This window comes from Hyalangium ruber (assembly GCF_034259325.1).
In the GTDB taxonomy this organism is placed as follows: Bacteria; Myxococcota; Myxococcia; order Myxococcales; family Myxococcaceae; genus Hyalangium_A; species Hyalangium_A rubrum.
Genome location: NZ_JAXIVS010000005.1, coordinates 166726 through 186482, shown reverse-complemented (window position 1 = coordinate 186482; position 19757 = coordinate 166726). Strand labels below are relative to the sequence as shown.

Annotated in this window: 17 protein-coding genes; 10 read left to right on the top strand and 7 right to left on the bottom strand. The window is 68.0% G+C overall.

The features are described 5' to 3' along the window. The first annotated feature begins 2 nt into the window (after positions 1–2). Genes SYV04_RS16395 through SYV04_RS16385 form a run of 3 tightly spaced genes read left to right on the top strand, consistent with a single transcriptional unit; the run spans position 3 to position 4350 of the window. Positions 3–2483: a PIG-L family deacetylase gene (locus SYV04_RS16395; RefSeq protein WP_321546726.1), complete on the top strand. Its 2481-nt coding sequence runs from the start codon at positions 3–5 to the stop codon at positions 2481–2483. Continuing rightward, positions 2480–2656, top strand: coding sequence for a hypothetical protein (locus SYV04_RS16390; RefSeq protein ID WP_321546725.1), 177 nt, complete (start codon positions 2480–2482; stop codon positions 2654–2656). Before SYV04_RS16395 ends, SYV04_RS16390 begins: the two co-directional genes overlap by 4 nt. After that, the gene (locus tag SYV04_RS16385) at positions 2653–4350 is read left to right on the top strand and encodes a sodium:solute symporter family protein (protein ID WP_321546724.1); all 1698 of its coding nucleotides are present in this window, start codon (positions 2653–2655) and stop codon (positions 4348–4350) included. Before SYV04_RS16390 ends, SYV04_RS16385 begins: the two co-directional genes overlap by 4 nt. A gap of 3 nt (positions 4351–4353) precedes the next feature. On the opposite strand, the gene SYV04_RS16380 is transcribed toward SYV04_RS16385, so the two are convergent. From SYV04_RS16380 to SYV04_RS16370, 3 genes are all read right to left on the bottom strand, one after another. Further along, positions 4354–5706 carry a DUF1552 domain-containing protein gene (locus tag SYV04_RS16380; RefSeq protein ID WP_321546723.1) on the bottom strand — a complete coding sequence of 451 codons (1353 nt, stop codon included), beginning with the start codon at positions 5704–5706 and terminating at the stop codon, positions 4354–4356. After that, positions 5703–7325, bottom strand: coding sequence for a DUF1592 domain-containing protein (locus SYV04_RS16375; protein WP_321546722.1), 1623 nt, complete (start codon positions 7323–7325; stop codon positions 5703–5705). The genes SYV04_RS16380 and SYV04_RS16375 overlap by 4 nt, the downstream gene beginning before the upstream one ends. Positions 7326–7628: 303 nt before the next feature. After that, complete coding sequence (locus SYV04_RS16370) at positions 7629–7964, bottom strand: DUF2845 domain-containing protein (protein WP_321546721.1); 336 nt, start codon at positions 7962–7964, stop codon at positions 7629–7631. A 314-nt stretch (positions 7965–8278) separates the two neighbouring features. On the opposite strand from SYV04_RS16370, the gene SYV04_RS16365 reads away from it, so the two are divergent. Further along, positions 8279–9838, top strand: coding sequence for a serine/threonine protein kinase (locus SYV04_RS16365; protein ID WP_321546720.1), 1560 nt, complete (start codon positions 8279–8281; stop codon positions 9836–9838). Between the two features lie 10 nt (positions 9839–9848). Here SYV04_RS16365 and SYV04_RS16360 read toward each other — a convergent pair whose 3' ends face one another. Then, on the bottom strand, positions 9849–10400 hold the full coding sequence (locus tag SYV04_RS16360; RefSeq protein ID WP_321546719.1) for a hypothetical protein: 552 nt from the start codon (positions 10398–10400) through the stop codon (positions 9849–9851). A gap of 921 nt (positions 10401–11321) precedes the next feature. Further along, the gene (locus SYV04_RS16355) at positions 11322–11552 is read right to left on the bottom strand and encodes a hypothetical protein (protein ID WP_321546718.1); all 231 of its coding nucleotides are present in this window, start codon (positions 11550–11552) and stop codon (positions 11322–11324) included. Positions 11553–11684: 132 nt separating this feature from the next. Here SYV04_RS16355 and SYV04_RS16350 point away from each other — a divergent pair, with 132 nt between their 5' ends. From SYV04_RS16350 to SYV04_RS16335, 4 genes are all read left to right on the top strand, one after another. Continuing rightward, positions 11685–12041, top strand: coding sequence for a hypothetical protein (locus SYV04_RS16350; RefSeq protein ID WP_321546717.1), 357 nt, complete (start codon positions 11685–11687; stop codon positions 12039–12041). An 86-nt stretch (positions 12042–12127) separates the two neighbouring features. Continuing rightward, positions 12128–12763: a TetR/AcrR family transcriptional regulator gene (locus tag SYV04_RS16345; RefSeq protein ID WP_321546716.1), complete on the top strand. Its 636-nt coding sequence runs from the start codon at positions 12128–12130 to the stop codon at positions 12761–12763. A 35-nt stretch (positions 12764–12798) separates the two neighbouring features. Continuing rightward, positions 12799–14130 carry a DmpA family aminopeptidase gene (locus tag SYV04_RS16340; RefSeq protein WP_321546715.1) on the top strand — a complete coding sequence of 444 codons (1332 nt, stop codon included), beginning with the start codon at positions 12799–12801 and terminating at the stop codon, positions 14128–14130. Positions 14131–14168: 38 nt separating this feature from the next. Continuing rightward, positions 14169–14285 carry an aminopeptidase gene (locus SYV04_RS16335; RefSeq protein WP_321546714.1) on the top strand — a complete coding sequence of 39 codons (117 nt, stop codon included), beginning with the start codon at positions 14169–14171 and terminating at the stop codon, positions 14283–14285. 28 nt (positions 14286–14313) lie between these two features. On the opposite strand, the gene SYV04_RS16330 is transcribed toward SYV04_RS16335, so the two are convergent. Continuing rightward, positions 14314–14793 (bottom strand): hypothetical protein, encoded by a 480-nt coding sequence (locus tag SYV04_RS16330; protein ID WP_321546713.1) that lies wholly within the window; start codon positions 14791–14793, stop codon positions 14314–14316. 102 nt (positions 14794–14895) lie between these two features. Here SYV04_RS16330 and SYV04_RS16325 point away from each other — a divergent pair, with 102 nt between their 5' ends. Then, positions 14896–16032, top strand: a complete 1137-nt coding sequence (locus SYV04_RS16325; protein WP_321546712.1) for an AI-2E family transporter — start codon at positions 14896–14898, stop codon at positions 16030–16032. Between the two features lie 72 nt (positions 16033–16104). Continuing rightward, positions 16105–17724: a hypothetical protein gene (locus SYV04_RS16320; protein ID WP_321546711.1), complete on the top strand. Its 1620-nt coding sequence runs from the start codon at positions 16105–16107 to the stop codon at positions 17722–17724. A 3-nt stretch (positions 17725–17727) separates the two neighbouring features. Here the strand turns inward: SYV04_RS16320 and SYV04_RS16315 are convergent, their stop codons facing one another. Next, on the bottom strand, positions 17728–19725 hold the full coding sequence (locus SYV04_RS16315) for an elongation factor G (protein ID WP_321546710.1): 1998 nt from the start codon (positions 19723–19725) through the stop codon (positions 17728–17730). Between the last annotated feature and the right edge of the window lie 32 nt (positions 19726–19757).

Below are 19757 nucleotides of genomic sequence, written 5' to 3'. Positions count from 1 at the left end.
GAATGCGGAACCTGCTCATTCTTGGAACGACGCTGGCCATGAGCCTTGGAGTCTGGTCGACGGCCCTCGCGCAGACGCCCCGCCAACCCCACGCGGGTGAGCTCGCGGCGGGCATCCGGCGCCTCGGTGTGGTGGGGAGTGTGCTGTACGTGGCGGCGCACCCCGATGACGAGAACACGCGGTTCCTGGCATGGATGGTCGGTGAGCGGGGCCTGCGCGCCGGCTACCTGTCGATGACGCGGGGCGACGGAGGCCAGAACCTCATCGGGACGGAGCAGGACGAGCTGCTGGGGCTCATTCGCACACAGGAACTGCTCGCGGCGCGGCGCGTCGATGGCGCCGAGCAGCTCTTCACGCGCGCGCGGGACTTCGGCTACTCGAAGAGCGCGGACGAGACGCTGCGCATCTGGGGGCGCGAGGAGGTGCTGGCGGATGTGGTGCTCGCCATCCGACGCTTCCGGCCGGACGTGATCGTCACGCGCTTCACCACGAAGCCGCCGAACCACGGCCACCACACCGCCTCGGCGCTGCTGGCCGAGGAGGCCTTCGCGGCCGCGGCCGATCCCAAGCGCTTCCCGGAGCAGCTGGGAGCGCTCAAGCCGTGGAAGGCCGATCGGCTGCTGCACAACGTCTCGACCTGGAACATGCCGCCGAACTCGGACCTGTCCGCGTACCTGAAGCTCGATGTGGGGGGCTTCAATCCGCTCCTGGGGCGTTCCTGGGGCGAGATCTCCTCGGAGAGTCGCAGCCAGCACAAGAGCCAGGGTTTCGGAGTGCCCGCCGAGCGTGGGCCGCTGATGGAGTACTTCACCCCGCTGTCCGGGACGCGCCCGAAGGCGGACCTCTTCGAGGGGCTCGACTTCACGTGGCGGCGGTGGGGCGGCACCGAGGCGGTGGCCCGGGTCGTGGACGAGGCGACGAAGGGGTTCGATCCGCGCGCGCCGCACCGCAGCATTCCCGCGCTGTTGAAGGTGCATGAGGCGATCTCGGCCCTGCCCGAGGACAACCCGTGGAAGGCGGCCAAGCTGCGTGAGACGGAGGCGCTCGTGGCCGCGTGCGCGGGCCTGTTCCTGGAGGCGCGCGCGGCGGAGACAACGGCCGTGCCCGGCGCTCAGGTGACGTTGAACCTGATGGCGCTGAACCGCTCGCCCGCCGCGCTCCGGCTGGTGAGCGCGACGCTGCCAGGAGGCGAGGTGGTGGCGGTGGGCAGCGAGCTGGCCGAGCACACGCCGTTCAAGCTCTCCAAGCCGGTGACGCTCGCCGCGGAAGCCGCGATCTCGACGCCCTACTGGCTCCGCCAGCACGCCGCCGGGGGGCTCTATGAGGTGCCGGACCGCGCGCTCATCGGTCGTCCGGAAGGCGATCCGGCGATGGCGGTGACGTTCGTCTACGAGGTTGGAGGCAAGCGCTTCACGGCGGTGCGGCCGGTGGTCTACGTGTGGACCGATCCGGTGCGAGGCGAGCTCTACCGGGCCTTCGAGATCGCGCCGGCCGTCACGGCCACGCTGGACCGAGACGTCATCATGTTCCCCAACAGCGCGACCCAGTCCGTCTCGGTAACGCTGGTCGCGGGCAGGGCCGATGCGGCGGGCAAGGTCCGACTCGAGGTGCCGTCGGGCTGGCGCGTCGAGCCGGCGGAGGCGCCTTTCCAGCTCGCGGCGCGCGGAGAGGAGCGCACCGTCCCGTTCCGCATCCTCCCGCCCAAGGGTACGAGCGAGCGAGGCCGGCTGCGTGTCGTCGTCGAGAGCGGGGGCCGCACTGAGTCGTGGAAGGTGCGGAGCGTGAACCACGAGCACATCCCGCCGCAGACGGTGCGTCAGCCCTCCGAGGCGTCCCTGGTGCCCTTTGCCCTGACTCCGAAGGTGAAGCGGCTCGGTTACATCCCCGGGCCAGGAGACCGGGTGGCCGAGAGCCTCGCGGCCGTCGGGTACGAGGTGACGCTGCTCCCCGAGGAGCGCCTGGCCGGCGAGCAATTGGAGCGCTTCGAGGCCATCCTGGTGGGAGTGCGCGCCTTCAACGCCAACCCGCGCCTCGCGGTGCATCGGGAGCGGCTCCTGAAGTACGTGGAGAAGGGGGGCCGGCTCATCGTGCAGTACAACACCAACAGCCGAGTGGGTCCGCTGCCCGCCTTCGTGGGCCCGTACCCGCTGGAGATCAGCCGGGACCGGGTGACGGACGAGACGGCGGCGATGACGCCCATCACTCCGAACGATCCGCTCCTGAGCACGCCCAATCGCCTCACGCCCGCGGACTTCGAGGGCTGGGTGCAGGAGCGGGGCCTCTACTTCGCCTCGAAGTGGGATGACCACTACCGGCCCGTATTCGCGATGAACGATCCCGGCGAGGAGTCGCTGAAGGGAGGGCTGCTGGTGGCCCGCCACGGCAAAGGCGCCTTCGTGTACACGGGCATCGCGTTCTTCCGACAGCTTCCTTCCGGCGTGCCGGGCGCGTACCGCCTGCTCGCGAATCTCCTGGCCCAATGAGCACCGAGCCGAAGTCCCCTGGACCCGGGGGGCCCTCCACACCCGAGCGGCGCCCTGAACTCGACGACGCGCCGCCCGTGTTGGGCTCCTGGCGCAACATCTACCTCTTCGTGCTGGGCACTCTTGCTCTGCTCGTCGCCCTGTTCTGGGCGCTTACCCGGGCCTACGCGTGACACTGCTCGACTGGTTGGTCCTCGTCGGGACGACGGCATTCATCGTCATCTGGGGCATGTGGAAGACGCGCGGCGCGCGCACCACGGATGAGTACCTGCGTGGCGGCAACGAGATGCGGTGGACCACGATTGGTCTGTCCGTCATGGCCACGCAGGCCAGCGCCATCACGTTCCTGTCCGTGCCGGGCCAGGCCTACGAAGACGGCATGCGCTTCGTGCAGTTCTACTTCGGCCAGCCGCTGGCGATGGTCATCATCAGCGCCGTCTTCATCCCCATCTATTTCCGGCTGAAGGTCCTCACGGCCTACGAGTACCTGGAGTCGCGCTTCGACATGAAGACGCGCCTGCTGGGCGCCTTCCTCTTCCTGATCCAGCGCGGGCTGGCCTCCGGCATCACCATCTACGCTCCGGCCATCATCCTCTCGACGCTCCTAGGGTGGCCGCTCGAGCCGACCATCGTGGTCATGGGCAGTCTCGTCATCCTCTATACGGTGACGGGAGGTTCCAAGGCCGTCAGCCAGACCCAGAAGCAGCAGATGGTGATCATGCTCGGGGGCATGGCCGTGGCGGCCATCGTCATCATCTGGCGGCTGCCCGAGCAGGTGTCTCTGGGGCGCGCCGTGGATGTGGCGGGCGCGTTCGGCCGCATGAACGTGGTCAGCTTCGACCTCAGCTTCCAGGATCGGTACAACTTCTGGTCGGGCATGACCGGCGGGCTGTTCCTGGCGCTGTCGTACTTCGGGACCGACCAGTCCCAGGTGGGCCGCTACCTGACGGGCCGCTCCATCACCGAGAGCCGCCTGGGGCTGCTGTTCAACGGCGTGCTGAAGATCCCGATGCAGTTCCTGATCCTCTTCGTGGGGATCCTGGTCTTCGTCTTCTACCAATTCTCCACGCCGCCGCTGCTCTTCAACGAGTCCCTGCGCACGCGGGTCCAGGCGACCCAGCAGGCCGGGGAGTTCTCCGCGGTCGAGGCGAAGTGGGAGCAGGTGCAGGCCGACAAGCGCGCGGAGCTGGAGCGCTACCTGGCCGCACAGGAGGCGGGCGACAGCGCCACCGCAGCCACCTCGCGCGAGCGCCTGAAGGAGGGCGCGCGAACGGCTGACACCCTTCGCAAGGAGGCCAAGGCGGTGGTCTCCCGGGCGCTGCCGGGAGCGGAGACCAAGGACTCGGACTACATCTTCATCACGTTCGTGAAGAACTGGCTGCCGAGCGGCCTCTTCGGGCTCCTCATCGCTGTCATCCTGGCGGCGGCCATGAGCTCGATCGCCAGCGAGCTGAACGCCCTGGGGGCGACGACCACGGTCGACTTCTACCGGCGCGTCATCCGCCGGGATGCGTCGGATCACCAGGTGCTCGTTGCCTCGAAGCTCTTCACGATCCTCTGGGGCGTGGTGGCCATCGCCTTCGCGAGCTTCGCGTCGCTGCTCGACAACCTCATCCAGGCGGTCAACATCCTGGGGTCGATCTTCTACGGGACCGTGCTGGGCCTCTTCCTGGTGGCCTTCTTCGTCAAGCGCGTCCAGGGGCACGCCGTCTTCATCGCCGCGCTCATCTCGCAGTCGACGGTGATAGCCCTCTTCCTGTTCACCCAGATCGGCTACCTCTGGTTCAACGTGATCGGCTGCACGCTGGTGGTCGTCCTGGGCCTGATCGTCCAGGCGGTCATGCCTCGGGCTCCAGCGCCGGCCTGAGGCTCAGGTGAGCTCCAGCAAGGGGGCGGTGCCGTCCGAGCCGAAGCTCGTGGCGGTCACGCCCACCGCCTGGAGCATCGACAAGAACAGGCGGGCCACGGGGACGCCCGGGGTGAGATCGTTGGGGTTCTTGTAGAGGATGTGGCGCCCCGGACGGACCTTCCCTCCGCCTCGGCCCGCCAGCACCACGGGCATGTTCAGGGTGTCGTGGACCTGGGCCTCGCCGATGTTGCTGCCGAACAGCACCACCGAGTTGTCGAGCAGGGTGCCGTCGGGCTCCTGCACGGCCTTCATCTTCGAGAGCAGGTAGGCGAACTGCTCCACCTCCCACTTGCAGATGGCGCTGTACATGCGCTGGCTCTGCGAGCCCGCACTGATGTCATGGCTGAGGGTGTGGTGGCCCTGGCTGATGGGGATGGAACCTCCTCGGCCATCGGGGATGGACAGGAAGTTGTAGCTGGAGTCGTCCACCGCCTCGCCGTACATGAAGGTGGCCACGCGGGTCAGATCGCACTGGAACGCGAGCACCATCACGTCCAGCAGCAGGCGCACCTGTTGACGCACGTCCGTGGGCTCCGAGGGCCGGGCGCCAGGGCTGCACTGCGAGGGCCGCGTCTGCTGCAGGCGCACCTCCAGCTCGCGCACTCCCGTCAGATACTCCTCCATGCGGAGCCGATCCTGCTGCCCGAGCTTCGACTGGAGCCGGGTGGTGTCCTCGCGCGCGGAGTCGAGGACACTCAGGCGCCGCCGACGTCGGGCCTCGGCCTCCTGGGCGCTCTGGTTGGGATCCATGCCTTCGAACAGCCGGTCGAACAGGTGATCGGGCCGGGTCTCCTTGGGCATCGGCGTGCCATTGGCGGTCCAGGAGATGTTGTTGTGCAGCACGTCCGAGGTGCCGCCGCGCGTGCCGAGCTCCAGGGAAGGAAAGCGCGTATGCGCCTTGAGCTGGTTCGCGGCGAACTGGTCCAGGGAGATGCCGTTGCGCACGGGAGCATCACCCGCCGGCACGGCGGTGAGGAAGGTGGCGGTGGAGGCCACGTGGCCCACGTCCACGTTGGAGGAGTAGTGGCTCGGCTTGTTGCCCAACCCGGAGAGCACGAGCATGTCGCTCTTGAAGGCCGCCAGCGGCGAGAGCAGCGGGCTGAGCGTGTAGTCCGCCCCGGTGTTCGTGGGGTACCACTCCGGCGGGTACATGCCGTTGGGGACGTAGAAGGCCATCATCCGCCGAGGTGGCAGCGCTCCCGAGGCCTGGGCCCGTGCGATGGACGGGACCATGGCCTCCAGCACCGGCAGTCCCAGCAGTGTGCCCGCGCCCCGCAGGAAGGTACGGCGAGACAGCTCCCAAGGCTTCTTCATGGCTGAGCCTCCTGCGCGCGGCGCATCCGGAACGGGGGACTGAGCACGACCTGGACGAGCAATTCCTTCATCCGGTGGCCCCGGGCCTGGAAGGTCTGGGTGAGCTGGGCGATGGCCAGCTCGTCGCTCCACTCGGGTGTGCGGCCCATGGCGTAGGTGAAGACGTGGCGCACCACGCAGGAGGGCAGATCCGGATCGTTCTTGAGCACGGTGGCCATCTCCAGGGCTCCGTCGAACGTGCGGCCGTCCGGGAACGTGCCCCGTGCGTCGATGGTGTACTGCCCGTCCGTCGCCCGCCAGGCGCCGATGGCGTCGTAGTGCTCGAGGGCGAAGCCGATGGGATCCATCTTCTGGTGGCAGCCGGAGCACGCCGGATCGCTAACGTGCTGTTCCATGCGCTGACGCAGCGAGCCGGCGGTGGGGCTGCTGGAGGGCAGTTGCGGCACGTTCGCCGGCGGGGGAGGGGGCTCCTGGCACAGCAGCCGTCCCAGCACCCACTTGCCGCGCTTCACCGTGGAGTTGCGCGTGGGCGTCGCGTTCAAGGTGAGGATGCTGCCGTGGGTGAGGATTCCGCGGCGGCTGCTCTGGGGCGACAGCGTCACACGCGTGAAGCGGGTCGGGTCCGGATCGAAGCTGCCCGGCAGGCCATAGTGGGTCGCCAGCGCCGCGTTCACGTAGGTGAAGTCCGCGTCCACCAGGTCCAGTACGCTGCGATCGCTCTGCAGCAGCTCGCGGAACACGAGCGCCGTCTCCATGGCCATGGCCTGGGCCAACTGGCCCGAGGCGTAGGTGGGGAACTGCGAGGGAGAGGGTTGGGCCAGCGCGAGCTGGCGCGTGCGCAGCCACTGGCCGGCGAAGTTGTCCACCAGCGCCTGGGCTCGCGGGTCCGCCAGCATTCGGCGCACCTGCTGCTCCAGCTCCGCTTCCTGCTTCAGCGTGCCGGCCGCCGCCGCCGCCAGCAGCGCCTCGTCCGGTGGCCCGCTCCACAGGAAGTAGGACAGCCGCGTGGCCAGCTCGAAGTCATTGAGCGGGTGCGGCTCCAGCGCGTCTGGCGATGGATCCAGCTCCACTCGGAAGAGGAAGTGCGGCGAGACCAGGATGGATTGGAGTCCTACTCCCAGCGCTACCTCGAAGGTGTCCCCCGCAGTGCGGCTCGCCTTCACTCGCGCCAGCAGCGCGCTTACGTCTTCGGCGGACAGAGGGCGGCGCCACGCCTGGCTCCCGAAGCGCGCGAGGATCTGCTTCGCGCAGGGCTCCTCGTTCGCTCCAGAGAAGTCACAGGTGAGGAGCCTCGCCCGGCCTTGTGAATTGGTGGGAGCCAGCGCGGACGCCACCAGCTCTTCCGCCGCCAGTGCGTACTTCTCCAGCAGCAACGGGCTGAGGCTCAGTACCTGGGCGTTGTTGTCGTAGCCGCCCACTTGATCATCCGCGGGGAGCACCTGCGAGGTAGAGGCGGTGGGCCCCAGCAACTCCCGCACCGTGTTCAGGTACTCCGTCCGGTTGAGCCGGCGGATGAGCTGCGCGGTGAAGGGCGCGTTCGGAGGGGGTTGGAGGCCATCGCCGATTCCTCCTTCCGGAGCAGGGGATTGGCTCTGGCAGGCCATCAGCGAGAGGGCCACCAGGAATGGCCAGACCTGCCATCTCCCGAGAGAGGGATTGCTGCTCACAGAGCAACCACCGCGACCAACAAGGGGTAGCCGGTGCATTCCCTCACCTCCGGGAGATCATTTATCGGGCAGTAGTAACGCCTTTCTCAAAGCTTGGGAACGGAGGCTTTTTCCCCACGCTCCGGCACCTTGGCTGCTGGAAGAAAGACATGGCCAGACATGGTGAGGCCATGGCGATGCAGACTTCGACTCGGACTGTATGAAGTGTCTGTCTTTGGGAGACAATTCCACTGCCACGAGAGTTTCGGGGTGGCGTCAGTGGCCGCGGTTCGCGCTCCGCACTTCCACGAGCAAGCCATTTTTGAACACCACCACCTGCATGAACTTGGTGGGGCCGAAGTTGTATGTCCACTCCTCGATATGTGTCTCGGTGATCTGCTTCGTCGAGGAGTCGCTGTCCTCGTCCCGTGTCTTCACCTCGGTCCGTTCGGTGCGGGAGTCCTTGGCGATGGGCTCGCCGCACTTCATGAGGACATCGGTCTTGGAGGCGCCGTCCGCGACGAGCCCGGTGCCGCAGCGAAGGGAGGCGGCATGGCTGAGCGTAGGAGCGGAGAGCAGCACGAGGGCCAGAGCCATCAACAGGGAACGCATCGAGGGGGCCTCCAAGGCGGGGGAGTGTGTGGACCCCAGGCTAGAAGTCGGCCCCCGTGCGAATATTCAATCTCGGCCTGACGATTTTCGCCTTCACCGGTTGTGTGTGTGTGCCTGTGGCGGAAGGTGGGGCATCCCAGCGCAAGGGAGGCGGTGCCGCAGCGGCTGGAGGCGCCGCCGTACAGAGCTCATGCAGGACTCGCAGCCGACGGGTCAGCAACATTAGAACCGTACAGGGAGGGTGCTGGATGGACCACCTCTGAGGTAGGGTGCTCGGCAGAGGGGCGCGCTTGCCCCGTGTCGAGAGGATGCTCATGGGAACGAAGCGCCCCCTGTTGGAGATGGATCCGGCCTCCTTGCCTCCGGGGACCCGGGTGGGGCCATGGCGGGTCAAGGGCTGGTGTGGACGAGGCACCTACGGAACCGTCTACCAGGTCGAGCGCGAGGGGCACGCGGAGGAGGGGCCGTATGCCCTGAAGCTGGCGCTCTATGCCGAGGATGAGCGCTTCAAGCGGGAAGCGGCGCTGCTGTCGCGCATCCGGCACCCGAACGTGCCGCGCTTGGAGGGGCAGGGGGTGTGGGAGCACCGCGCGGGCGCCTTTCCGTATCTGGTGATGCAGTGGGTGGAGGGCGAGTCGCTGTACGCGTGGTCGAGCCAGCGCAACCCCACCTCGCGCCAGGTGCTGCGGCGGCTGGCCCAGGTGGCGCGGGCGCTGGAGGTCACACATGCGGCGGGTGGGGTACACCGGGACGTCAAGGGAGACAACGTGCTGGTGTGGCAGGCTGAGGAGCGCGCTGTCCTTACCGACTTCGGGGCCGGCACATACCGGGGAGCGGGAACGATCACCTCGCAGCCCTTGCCCCCGGGCACGCCGCGCTACCGGAGCCCCGAGGCGTGGGCGTTTCAACGTCTGTTCTGCTTCCACCCCAGCGAGCACTACCGTGGCAGTGCGTGCGATGACCTGTTCGCGTTGGGTGTGATGGCGTACCGATTGGTGACGGACGAGTACCCGCCGCCTACCGAGCCGAGCGAGGAAGGGGCAGAGGTATGGCGAAGAGGTGGGCTGGGCCCTCGGCCCCCGCGGGCGCTCAATGCCCGTGTAAGCCCGAAACTGGACGCGATCATTCTTCGGCTGCTCTCTCAGCCAGAGGAACGCTTCAAAGGAAATGCCCGGCGGACAGCTGAAGCGTTGGAGCATGCGGCGCTGAGCGCAGGGGCCGAGGCGGACATCCCTTTGTTCGAGTGGGAGGAACTGGAGCGTGCTGCCTGGCCGCGAGAAGACCTATTCCTGGCGGAACTTCTAGGCCACCGCCCACGCCGACGTGACCTGACCATCGTGAGCCAGGCAGAGCAGGCGGATGCCTCCGCGAAAGTTGAAGCCGAGCGGGTGAAGGCAAAGCAACGTATTCGTGTCAGTGCTCATGGAGAACGTGAGCATCTCCGCGAGCAGACACTTCGATGGCTCTCTTTGGGAGGCGCGGTCGCAACGGGCCTTCTTTTCACGTTGAAGACAGACTGGGCGGAGCACGCGCAAGGGAGCGGCGCATCCGCGAGCGCACGAGACGTCTCGCGGGATGGTGGCGCGGAGGATGGAGGCACTTCAGGCCTGGGACAGGAAGTTTTGACTGCCCCCATGGCGATAGCAGCGCCGGTTGACAGGCGAGGCTTCGAACTGGACATGCCTGGCAAGCTCTTCAAGGGGCAACGCCGAGCGCCTTGCCAGGTGCGTTACGAGGTGGAGATCCGGGGAGGCTGCTGGATTCCCATACGCGATATCGAGCCGCCCTGTGGCGATGACAGCTACGAGTGGAAGAGCGTGTGTTACGCGCCGAGTTTCTCGGCGCCGAGACCCGCTACCTCGGAGCAGCCCTAGCGCTCTGGCGCTATTTCCGCAGTTCGGTGGACGTGGTCATGAGATTGTGCGCCCATTCTTGTTGCTCAGCGCTGTGCGTGAACGGAGCGAGGAGGCCACTTCGGAAACATTCCATCAGGCGCGTGTCCCGGCTGATGATGTTCGCACTCCCCAAAGGGAAAGCGAGGAGGGCGGCACCTTCCTCCTTCCCATCGGGGAGAGAGCGCAAAGCGTCCAGGTAGTGGGAGTAGGCCGCGAAGAGCTGGTCAGCGTCGGAGGCAACCGGTATCGCGTAGGGCTCTTCATGGACATCCACCCAGATCACGGGCTGTCGTCCTTGGGCATGTGCCAAGGAGGGCACCGTGGCGTAGTGGTAGGCCAGGTGTGGCTCTCCCGCGAAGACGAATGTGGGGAGCGGGAGATGCTGCTGATAGCTCTGCTGCCACCATCGATTCTGCTCCTCCAACTGGCGGTCGTGCTCCGAGAGCGGGTGGAGGGCGATACCTGCCACGTCCGTTGCGAACGCGGCGAACCCTAGCCGGGCATAGACGGCGAGCACCGGGTCGAAAGGCAGTCCTTCCATGAGCGTTCCGGCTTTCACCAGGACCTGGAGCGGTGAGCCGGTCGTCAGGCGGAGCCCCAACTTCCGGCAGGACTCCATCAAGCGGTCCAATCCAGGCAATGACAGAGGGGGGATCATCGGCGCTCTAATCCCCTTCAGGTAAGTGAGTGAAGACCCAGTTCCCGAGAGAGGACCGCCTCCTCTCGTGTGCATCGCCGCTCAGGCGCTTCCGCCAGGTGCTGAAGGCTGTGCAGTGGAAAGTTGGCTCCGGGTCTTGCATTAGAGGCCGCCCCGGCGGCGCTTCCGCCCAACCTGTCTGATGTCTGACAGGTTTGCTCAGCCCCCGCCCTGGGCAGGCGTTCAAGTCCTGATCGCTCTGCCTCCACGGAAACGATGGCCATCGCTCAGCACCTTCGGCAACTTTGCTGAAAGGGGTTAGTCCTGCGCGACGCACCTGTAGCGTCTTGCCCTCTGGGCGGCGGGGCTGGGGCGAAGTGGAATAACTAACCGCCCAGCGTGCCTCCTGGCGCTCCAGCGTGAGATGCACCAACCCCGTGTGTCGCTGCGCGAAGCGGGTGAGCACGTCGGCCAACTCTTGTTGGAAGACCTCGTCATCGACAGGGCTGCCGGGAGGCCCGGAGGGCCCAGTCGCTTTGAATTCGATCAGGGTGAGCGCGCTGCGCTCGGACCAGAAGGAAAAGGTCAGGCGCGAACCCGTGGAGCGCACTCCGCTGGCCACGGTCCACATGCGGGACAGGGCCAGGGTCGCTTCAGCGACTGCACCGGCCTCGAGTACCTCCTCGTTCATTCCCTGGGGGAGGGGGCCGTCGGAGAGGCCAACAACGTCACTGGCGCCACTGGTGGTGCAGCCGGTGACCAGCACGAGCAGCGCCAGCCAGCCCAGGGCGCTGCGCCACGTCATCGCCTCCGCTACGCGGAGCCTCAGCGCTCGGCTTCCTTCGAGCCCACGACGGTCATGTTCATGCCGATCTGCACCGACACGGGCTTGCCGTCGATGGTGACGACCGTCTTGCCATTGAGGTACCAGCCGAAGGAACCCGTCGAGAACGACTTCACTTCGGCGAGCATCTCCTGGCCGTTGATCGACACCTTCAACGGCTCGGCCTTCTCGAGGAACTGCGACAGGGACACGGGGGAGGGCGACTTGGGCATGGGGCGCGCACCCTATCAGCGGCCGAGCCCGTTGGGCAGGACAGCAAGCGAGAGAGCGTTCAGAAGCTCACCCGTCCAGGAATGAATGCCTAGCTTCCCTCCAGAACGATTCGACGACCTGGAGGGACATGGATGGCAAGGCACGCGTGGAAGGCCCTCATGACGGTAGGCCTGTTGAGCACCGCGGGGTGGGTGGTTGGCTGCGATGAGCGTCAGCAGGCGCAGCTCCGCGAAGATGCCCGGGACGTTGGCAGGGAGACCAGCGAGGCGGTGGAGGACGTGAAGGACGCCACCCGCAACGCGACCGAAGGCTTCCGTGAAGGTTACGGGGGTTCGGGGCAGGAGCCCGATGGGGACGCCGATATCGGGCGCAAAGAAGGGGTCATCAACGACGGAGAGGGCCCCTTCGAGCAGCAGCGTCGGCCCGGCGAAGAGCCGAGCATCCTCGATGACGGCAAGGGCCCGCTGGAGGATGGACCGAACCGCTGAGGCCCCAGGCGCTCAGGGACTCCGAAGTTGACACTGGCTACTTCTCGCCTCTCCGGTTACCTTCCTCGGGGAGACGAGGAGTGTCAGTGGCCACCCGGAAGACCCGTTCGAAGTCCAAGCCCTACCACCATGGGGACCTGCGCCGTGCGCTCATCGACGCGTCCCTGGCCCTCATCGCCGAGGAGGGCTTCGCCGCCCTCACCCTGCGCGAGGTGGCCCGGCGCGCCGGGGTGACGCACGCGGCGCCCTACCGGCACTTCGCCGACAAGGAAGCCCTCCTGGCCGCCGTCGCCGAGGAGGGCTTTCGCACGATGACTTCGCAGATGAGCGAACGCATGGCCCGAGAGACTGGCCCCCTGGAGCGCCTGGCCGCTTGTGGAGTGGCCTACGTCCTGTTCGCGGTCGCGCACCCCTCCCACTTTCGCGTGATGTTCGGGCCCCACTTCACCCACCCCATGAAGCACGAGGGCATGGAGACCGAGGGCGGCAATTCCTTCGGCCTGCTCATGCAGTCCATCGTCCAGGGACAGCAGGCAGGCGAGCTGCGCGAGGGTGAACCCCTGCCGCTGGCCCTCATGGCCTGGGCTCAGGTGCATGGCCTGGCCTCGCTGCTCGTGGACGGCAAAATCGAGCGCCCAGGGGCTCCCAAACCCGAGGAACTTGCCCTCTTCCAGACCCGGCTGCTGTTCGACGGGCTCCGGCGTCCCCCGCAGAACGGTTGACCGCGCCCGGGGCTGGACTAGCGTCCGAGCCCTCTATGCACCAACGCCTCCTCGAACTGAACACCCCGCGGGTGCGCGCACGGGAGCTGGGGCTGCCGCTCGGCCGCTTCAAGCCCGGCAAGTACAACGCCATCACCGACGTGGACGGGGTGCTCGTCGGCCATTGCACGCTCATCCAGGGCGAAGGCCCGCTGCGCCCCGGCCACGGGCCCGTACGCACCGGCGTCACCGCCATCCTGCCCAACAACGGCAACATCTTTATGGAGCGGATGAACGGCGGAGGCTTCGTGCTCAACGGCGCCGGAGAGGTGTCCGGCATGACGCAGCTCATGGAGTGGGGCCTCGTCGAGACCCCCATGATGCTCACCAACACCATGGCCGTGGGTGCCGTGTCCGACGGCGTGGCCCGCTACCTCGTCGATCGCTACCCCGGCATCGGCGACGAGCACGACGTCATCATCCCCATCGTCGGGGAGTGCGACGACAGCTACCTCAATGACATCTCCGGCCGGCACGTCCGCGCCCAGCACGTGCTCGAGGCCATCAACAACGCCAAGTCCGGCCCCGTCGCCGAGGGCAACGTGGGCGGTGGCACCGGCATGGTCACCTGCGACTTCAAGGGTGGCATCGGCACCGCCTCGCGCAAGCTGCCCGAGGCCATGGGTGGCTACACCCTCGGTGTCCTGGTGATGTCCAACTTCGGCAAGATGCACAACCTGCGCGTGGGCGGCCTGCCCGTGGGCGAGGTGCTGGCCGAGAAGTTCAAGGACGTGCCCCGGCGCGGGCAGACCTACGGCTCCATCATCGCCGTGGTGGCCACCGACGCTCCGCTGCTCTCTCACCAGATCAACCGCCTGTGCAAGCGCGTGTCCCTGGGCATCGGCCGGGTGGGCAGCTACGCGGCCCACGGCTCGGGGGAGATCATCGTCGGCTTCTCCACCGCCAACATCATCCCCCGGCGCACCCAGAAGATGGTCTACAAGCTGAAGATCCTCCTGGACCAGCGCCTGGACCCCCTCTACGAGGCGGTGATGGAGGCCACCGAGGAGGCCATCCTCAACTCCATGTGCATGGCCGAGCCCATGAAGGGCGTGAACGACAATTTCTGCCCGGCCCTGCCTCTGGACGAGGTGCGGCGCTTCGTGGACGCCTGCCGCCCCATCTTCGCCGCGGTGAAGAAGCGCCCCCAGCAGAGCAGCGCCCCTGCCTCGAAGGAGCGGCCCTCGGACGTGGACAAGGAGGGCGAGGTCCGGGTGGCCGAGGCCATGCCGACCGCCGTCCGAGGGGCCGAGGGCATCCCTTATCCCACCCGGCCGGCCCCGGATGAATCAGAGGGTTCCGCTCCTGGGGGTTCTTCTGATACGTAGCGCTCCCTTTTCTCCCTTTCTCCTACAGGAGTGAGTCGATGGCCCGCAGCAAGAGCAAGCACAGGCGCGTGCAGATGAAGCACCGGCAGCACTGGCGGAAGCGCATGAAGAAGCAGAAGGCGGCCGCCAAGGCCGAGGGCACCAAGAAGAAGTAGCGCGCTGGGGCCTCCACACGGCCGCCCCCTATTGTTGGGTGGCCGTGTAGGCCCGGCCCACCGCGCAGCGCTGCGCCCCCGTCGGCAGGGTGCGGCTGTAGTTGCCGTTGAATGAGCCGGTCAGCTGCCCCGTGCCTCCATCCATCCGCGCGGGCACGTAGCGGCCGCTGAAGCTGTAGGTCTCGGTGCCACCGTCCGTCGGCGTCCGGGCGCCCACCAGGCTGAAGTCATAGGTCTGGTAGACGGTGCCCTGCAGCGCCACCCCGTCCACCGTGCCCGTGAGCTGGCTGCCGGCGCGGTTCACCTCCAGGGGCCCCTCGGGAAGCTCGATGCTCAGCGGGTTGCACTCGGCCGGCAGCGCCCCTTCCGCGAACTCCAGCGTGTAGCGGCCCTCGATGGGGGGGCAGGTTGTACACGGCTCGACATTGCTGTCGCCACAGCCAGGGCTCAGGGCCACGGCGGTGCCAGCCAGCGTCACGGCGATCAGGCAGAAACGTCCAGAAGTCATTGCGGTTACCTCTTGGTGGAGTGTCGGGACTTCCCCGAGATGGGAGCCATTCCTACGTTGGTTGCGGCGCGTGGGGGCCGTGGGGCGCAAGGGTGGTGGGGCGTGTCGGCGGCGGAATCGAAGCGGTGGTCCAATTATGTGTTCGCGGGGTTGTTCATCCTCGCGGTGGTGCTGTTCTCTCGCATCCTGCTGCCTTTCGTGATGCCAGTGCTCCTGGGCGGCTTTCTCGTCGTCCTGTTCATGCCGGTCCAGGATTTCCTGTGCCGGAAGTTGAGGGGACGAAAGTCGCTGTGCGCCGCCGTCTGCACGTTGACCGTCTTCCTGCTCATCCTGGCGCCGCTGGCCGCCGTGGGGTGGATGGTGGGCCGTGAGCTGCTCCAGCTCGCCGCGGGCCTGCCGGACGTGTTGGACCGGGTGGACCTGCGGCAGCAGGCGCTCACGTTCCTGCCGAACGGCTTCGGCCGCTATGTGCGCGTGGACTCCGCGAACACCGAGGCCGAGCGCGCGCTGATGTCGGCGGCGGCCGGGAGCGCCTCGGTGATCCGCCACGTGCTCGGCGTGGGCTCGGAGCTGGTCATCAACCTGTTCCTGATGTTGGTGGCCATGTACTACTTCTTCCTCGACGGGCGCCGGCTCTTCGCGGAGGCCACCCGTCTCATTCCTCTCGACAAGCGCTACATCCACTCCTTCGCGCGTGAGTTCACCGACGTCGCCTACGCCATCGTCTACGGCAACACCCTCACCGCGCTCGCCCAGGGGGCCATCGGTCTGGTGGGCATGCTCCTGGTCGGCGTGCCCCACGCGGGGGTGTGGGGCGCGGCCATGGTCATCGCCGCGATGGTGCCCGTCGTGGGCACGGGCCTCGTGTGGGTGCCCGTCAGCATCGCGCTGATCCTCTCGGGCAAGTCGAGCGAGGGGCTCTTCCTGCTGGCCTGGGGCGCCATCGTGGTGGGCTCGGCGGACAACGTCCTGAGGCCCAAGCTGTGCGGCTCTCGTATGGCCCTGCACCCGCTGCTCGTCTTCCTCTCCATGTTCGGTGGGGTGGCCGTGTTCGGGATGATGGGGATGCTGGTGGGGCCGCTGATCGCCTCCTTCTTCATGGCCATGGTGCGCATCTACCGGCGGGACTTCCTGGGCATCTCCACGCCCGCCCTGGTCGCCCCTCCCGTGGTCGAGCCCTCGGTGGTGGAGCCCGCCGTGGCTCCGGCCCCCATGGCGGCATCCTCTGTCGAGACCTGATGCGTGTGGTTGTGGACATCGCGTACGCGGTGGGTGAACCTCCGCTGTGAGATGATGGCTTCGGGACGATGGATGAGTGGGTGGGGCGCGATCCTCGCCCTGGCCCTGGTGCTGGCCTCCCAGGTGGCGATGGCCCAGAAGCGGAACGCGAAGGCGAAGCCGCCGCGGGTGGTGGTCCTCGACTTCGAGGGGGACCGTCGCGGCGCGCTGCGCACCCAGGTGGAGGCCGCGCTCAAGAAGACGAAGCAGGTCGAGCTCGTACCGCTCAAGCGCTACACGGCCGCCGCTGGCAAGGCGGGGGTACGCGGGGCGGAGATGCGCTCTTCGGAAGGGGTGGCGAGCGTCGCCCCAGGCCTCAAGGTCGACGCGGTCGTCACCGCCAATGCGACGGGGCGTGTCCTGGTCGTGCGCATGCTGGGCGCCCGTGGCCAGGAGCTGTGGACCAAGGACGTGAAGCTCCAGAAGGGCCGCATGTCGGCGAGCGATGCCCGAAGACTGGCCGCGGGCCTGGCCACCACGGCCGTTTCACCGCCTCCGGTGGTGGAGCCTCCCCCTGCCGAGCCCGCGACTCCCCCGGCGGAGCCCACCGAGCCCGCGACGCGTCCGCCCGAGTCGGCCCCTCCGCCCGTGGCGACGGCTCCGTCCACGCCTCCTCCCGAGGCGACACCGGCGCCGGCACAGACTCCGCCTCCGGAAGGGACGCCGACGAAGCCGGCCGAGCCTCCCGAGGCGGTGGCCACGCCCAAGCCTTCAGAGCCGCTGGTGGCGCCCACGCCCATCGACGACGAGTCGCACACCTCCACGAGCGCCATTGATCCGTACGCCACCCGGGCCGAGCTGGAGGCCCAGGATCGCCACCGGTATCCGCCGCTCTTCCGCCTGTTCCTGGGGGGCACCACCACGTGGCGCATGTACTGCGCGCGGCCGGGGGTCTCGTCCTGCGCCGCGTTCGACAGCCGGCCCGAGGAGCAGCAGGTCGGGGACACGGTCGACTTCGAGTCGGGCGTGCCGTACCTCGGCCTGGTGGGGCAGCTGGAGTTGATGCCGCTGGGGCGCATGGAGAACAAGTTCCTGCGCGGCCTGGGCCTGGGCGTGGGCTACGTGCGCGGCTACTCGGAGACGCGGGTGAAGGTGACCACCGAGACGGGGGAGACGCCGACCCGGACGGTGGTGGCCACCGACACCATGCTCATGGCCTCGCTGCTGTACCGCTACTACTTCAACATGGGCACGGAATCGACGCCCCGGCTGGGGTTCGCGGGTCTCAAGGGCGGCATGTTGGGACGGGCCTTCGACGTGGACGACGAGGCGCGCGCGCCGTTGACGGGCTCGCACCGCCTGCACCCCTCGGTGGGGCTGGAGTTCTCGGTGCCGCTGCGGCGGTGGCTGCGCATCGAGGGTGGGGGACAGTTCTTCCTCAACCCCCAGGCGGGCCAGAGCCTCACGGAGGACAAGGGTGCGCTGGAGCTGGAGGTTCGCGAGCTGGGCGAGCAGGTGTCCAGCGCGGGCTGGTCCGCCGAGCTGGGCGTGGCGGGCGACTTCTGGGGCCCCTTGGGGTACTCGGCGCGCTTCCGGTACACGAACGTGAAGGACACGTTCACCGGGCGCGGCTCGAAGTTCGGCTGGGAGCAGGGCGGCGTGGCGCAGGAGAACCACGCCGACATCCTGTGGGGGCTGACGGTCTCGTACTGAGGCCTACCGCTCGGCCGAGGGCTGGTGGCTCACCACGCGCTCGGCATGCCGGCCCACGAGTTCCGAGTAGTGATCGTGCTGGGCCACGTAGTACCCGAGGCCCGCCGAGGCCGAGCGCAGCTCCACGATGATCCCTCGAAGCTCCGCTTGGGGCATGTAGGCTGTGAGCACGTCCCAGCCTGGCAGCTCCACGTTGGGCTCGAAGCTGAGGATCTGTCCGCGCCTGCCGGTGACGAGCCGCTGGGCGCGTGGCATGGCGTCGCGCGGCACGTAGATCTCCACCCGGAGGATCGGTTCCAGCAAGACCGGCTCCAGCTTGGGCAGCGCCTCCGCCATGGCCAGGCGCGCGGCGGTGCGGAAGGCCTGATCCGAGCTGTCCACCGAGTGGTAGGTGCCTCCCGTGAGGGTGACGGCCACGTCCACCACTGGGAAGCCCAGCGGGCCTCGCCGCAGCCCCTCCAGGACTCCCTCCTCGACGGCGGGGATGTACTGTCGCGGCACGGCTCCGCCCACCACGGCCGAGGTGAAGGTGAAGCCCTGGCCTCGCGGCAGTGGACGCACCTCCACCACCACGTCGCCAAACTGCCCGTGTCCACCCGACTGGCGCTTGTGGCGCGCGTGGTGGCTCCCCCGGTGGCGGATCGTCTCCCGGTAGGGCACCGGCGTTGGGCGCACCACCACGGGCACTCTCAGGCGGCTGTTCAGGTGCTCCACGGCGATGCGCAAGTGCAGCTCGCCCTGGCCTCCGAGCAGCAGCCGCTGCGTGTCCGGATCCTGATCCACCGAGAGAGCAGGGTCCTCCTCCACGAGCCGGGCCAGCGCGCCGGGCAGCTTCACGTCATCGGTGCGCTTCTCCGCGGTGATCGCTACCTGGTGTACCGGGGGCGGTGCCACCGGCCAGTCCTGGGGATGCCGCACGCCGTCGGCCTCCACGAGATCTCCCGTGCGAACCGACTCCAGGCGGCCCAGGAGCACCACCTCGCCCTCGGTTGCCGTGCCGACCGGCTGCTGCCGTAAGCCGTGGACCCGAAGCACCCCGCCCACGCGGCCGCCTCCCATCGGGTGGCCATCCACCACCGAGCCTCTCCAGATGCGCACCAGGGAGTGCTTGCCCACGTGCGGCGGATGGAACGTCTTGAAGGCCTGTGCCAGCGGCGGTCCTTCGGCGGTGATGCCCAGGCGGATGCGCGTCTCCTCGACGCCCGGTACCTCGTGGCGCAGTCCCTTCAGGAGCCTCAGCAGCCCCAGCCCTCGTTCGGCCGAGCCGATGAAGACGGGTACCAGCCGATCATCGCGCAGGGCCCGCGCCAGCTGCTCGTAGAGCGTCGCCGCGGGAGGGACGATGTCTTCCAGGAGTTGCTCCAGCAGCGTGTCGTCCTGGTCCGCCAGCCGTTCGAGCATCTGCCTCCGGGCGGCCTCCTCCAGCGGGCGGTGGGAGTCCGGCAGCGGAATGAGCGCCGCCTCCCGTTCGCCGCTCATGCCCCACGCGCGCTCGCTCACGAGATCCACGACCCCCACCATCCGCTCCCCCTCGCGCAGCGGGATCTCCCGCAGCACCAGGGGCCGGGCGGAGACGACCTGCAGGGATTCGAGCTGGGCCCGCACCGACGCGCCGCTCTTGTCGAGCGCGTTGAGGAAGAGCAGGTGGGGGATGCGGCGCCGATCGAGGAAGTGGAACAGCGGCGACAGGGACGCAGCACGCTCCGGTCCGGTGTCACACACCACCAGGGCCGCGTCGCAGACCATCAACGCGTGCCGCGCTTCCTGCGAGAACTCGAGCGTCCCCGGGCAGTCGATGAACGTCCAGCGCTCCCCCAGGAACTCCGCCGTGGCGGTCGCCAGCTCCATCGTCATGGCGTGCTCCGCCCCGGAGCCGTTGCCCCCCGAGGCGTGCAAGGGGCCTCCTCCCGTGACGCGCAGCAGGGACTCGAGCAGCGTCGTCTTGCCCACGCCCTGGGGGCCCACGACGGCGACGACTCGAGGCGAGGCAGGGTGTTTCATCACCTTTCCACTCCGGCTGGTGGGCAGAGGTG

Excerpts from the sequence above, each read along its gene's own strand:
- SYV04_RS16320 (WP_321546711.1), top strand. The coding sequence starts at position 16,105 with ATGAGTGGGTGGGGCGCGATCCTCGCCCTGGCCCTGGTGCTGGCCTCC.
- SYV04_RS16355 (WP_321546718.1), bottom strand. The coding sequence starts at position 11,552 with ATGCCCAAGTCGCCCTCCCCCGTGTCCCTGTCGCAGTTCCTCGAGAAG.
- SYV04_RS16340 (WP_321546715.1), top strand. The coding sequence starts at position 12,799 with ATGCACCAACGCCTCCTCGAACTGAACACCCCGCGGGTGCGCGCACGG.
- SYV04_RS16390 (WP_321546725.1), top strand. The coding sequence starts at position 2,480 with ATGAGCACCGAGCCGAAGTCCCCTGGACCCGGGGGGCCCTCCACACCC.
- SYV04_RS16335 (WP_321546714.1), top strand. The coding sequence starts at position 14,169 with ATGGCCCGCAGCAAGAGCAAGCACAGGCGCGTGCAGATGAAGCACCGG.
- SYV04_RS16315 (WP_321546710.1), bottom strand. The coding sequence starts at position 19,725 with ATGAAACACCCTGCCTCGCCTCGAGTCGTCGCCGTCGTGGGCCCCCAG.
- SYV04_RS16370 (WP_321546721.1), bottom strand. The coding sequence starts at position 7,964 with ATGCGTTCCCTGTTGATGGCTCTGGCCCTCGTGCTGCTCTCCGCTCCT.
- SYV04_RS16395 (WP_321546726.1), top strand. The coding sequence starts at position 3 with ATGCGGAACCTGCTCATTCTTGGAACGACGCTGGCCATGAGCCTTGGA.
- SYV04_RS16380 (WP_321546723.1), bottom strand. The coding sequence starts at position 5,706 with ATGAAGAAGCCTTGGGAGCTGTCTCGCCGTACCTTCCTGCGGGGCGCG.
- SYV04_RS16330 (WP_321546713.1), bottom strand. The coding sequence starts at position 14,793 with ATGACTTCTGGACGTTTCTGCCTGATCGCCGTGACGCTGGCTGGCACC.
- SYV04_RS16350 (WP_321546717.1), top strand. The coding sequence starts at position 11,685 with ATGGCAAGGCACGCGTGGAAGGCCCTCATGACGGTAGGCCTGTTGAGC.
- SYV04_RS16360 (WP_321546719.1), bottom strand. The coding sequence starts at position 10,400 with ATGGAAGGACTGCCTTTCGACCCGGTGCTCGCCGTCTATGCCCGGCTA.
- SYV04_RS16365 (WP_321546720.1), top strand. The coding sequence starts at position 8,279 with ATGGGAACGAAGCGCCCCCTGTTGGAGATGGATCCGGCCTCCTTGCCT.